The sequence below is a fragment of the Marinobacter sp. DSM 26671 genome, assembly GCF_900112835.1.
GTDB classification, from domain to species: Bacteria; Pseudomonadota; Gammaproteobacteria; order Pseudomonadales; family Oleiphilaceae; genus Marinobacter; species Marinobacter flavimaris.
Genome location: NZ_FONF01000071.1, coordinates 1 through 1,392 on the forward strand (window position 1 = coordinate 1; position 1,392 = coordinate 1,392).

General features: G+C 48.1%; 1 protein-coding gene. It reads right to left on the reverse strand.

All coding sequences use genetic code 11. The features are described from left to right. Nucleotides 1-595: 595 nt before the first annotated feature. Nucleotides 596-1,273: an SH3 domain-containing protein gene (locus BM035_RS22180; protein ID WP_092034462.1), complete on the reverse strand. Its 678-nt coding sequence runs from the start codon at nt 1,271-1,273 to the stop codon at nt 596-598. Nucleotides 1,274-1,392: the final 119 nt, after the last annotated feature.

The window sequence follows — 1,392 nt, forward strand, 5'->3', positions numbered from 1 at the left end:
GGCAGAGCAATAAACCGTCCGGCTTTACTGCCAGCTTTCGGCCAAGGCCTTAGAACCCAGCCACCCACAAGGGACAATGCACTACCAACTAACGCGAAGCTTAGCGGCGCCCTTGTAATGGAGGCGAAGCCGCAATGAAAAGGGCGTCCGGCGGCCATCGGCCGCGTACTACAGCGACTGGTTAGTGGCAGGTAATGACACTGCCGGCTCCCTGGCACTGACCTTGACGGCCTACTCCGTAACCCGGCACCGACATGAGCCGATGCACTCTGTTTGAAACACCGCCAATGATGCGGTGAATGAACCTGAACTCAAAGGTAGCAGATCCAGACCCAATTTTCGGCGGACGACCCCACACGGTGAACACCGAATTTCCCGCCAAAACTCTTGCTTACTGATGCAACCAAACCGAACGCGGATTCGGACGGCCTTGGTGCTCACCAGAATATGCGGGTTTGGCAACCAAGCACGGCACCAAGGCCACTGGCACACCGCAGCCCAAAAGGACCGAAGCCACAGCCACTAACGCCCCGCATCACCGGGAATTTGCGGCGCGCAGCAGAGCAAATTGTCCGAGTGAATGCGCTTGTTAGGCTTACTTGAATGTTTCGCCATTTTCTACGTTCAAATAAATACGATTATCGTTGGTCATTCCGCCACAATATGTGAAATACACAGGTTCTAATTTGTGATTAATAACCGATTTCACCCAACCGCCCACCTCTTGGAAATCACTAAGTTGGCACCTGCCGTTATTGATTAGAGTTTTTGAAGCGGAAACAAATACGTCTTGATGCGCTTCAAAATCATCAGATGATGATATTGCTGCGAAAATCGGGTCACCTAAATTCGTTAGTGTTTCTGTTTGATGTTTTTCCGTGGAAAGATATTTACCATAAACCCACCGAGCAACCTCGCCAGATAATTGTTCTACTTCACCATCATAATACTCAGAGATTCTGGCCCAATTGCCCTTGGTTTCAAATACTTCGACCCTCTGCCCTCTATCAAGGACATTGGTAATTTTTCCATCGTTGTTTGGCGCTAGGCGTACATTCAGTTTTGAGGCTGTAACAAAATGCTCACCACTTCCAATTTCGATTTTTATGGGGTCTGCACCAGAAGAACTTGTTGATTCTTGCTGGGAGTCTGATTGGAGGTAAAACCAACCTATGGCAATAAGTGAAACAACAGCGATACCCGTGGGGCCTAGAGCTCTTAGGAAACCAATTATGACTCCTATCACTATTGCGACAATTAACCAATCGTCCATTTGTGCCTCTCGTTTTACTAAGCCTAACAGCTTATTAGTTTGCTTTCTTATTAAACCGCAACACCATCACCCAGTCCAATACTGCTTCACAACCTGAATAACCTCGATTTTTCAGATCA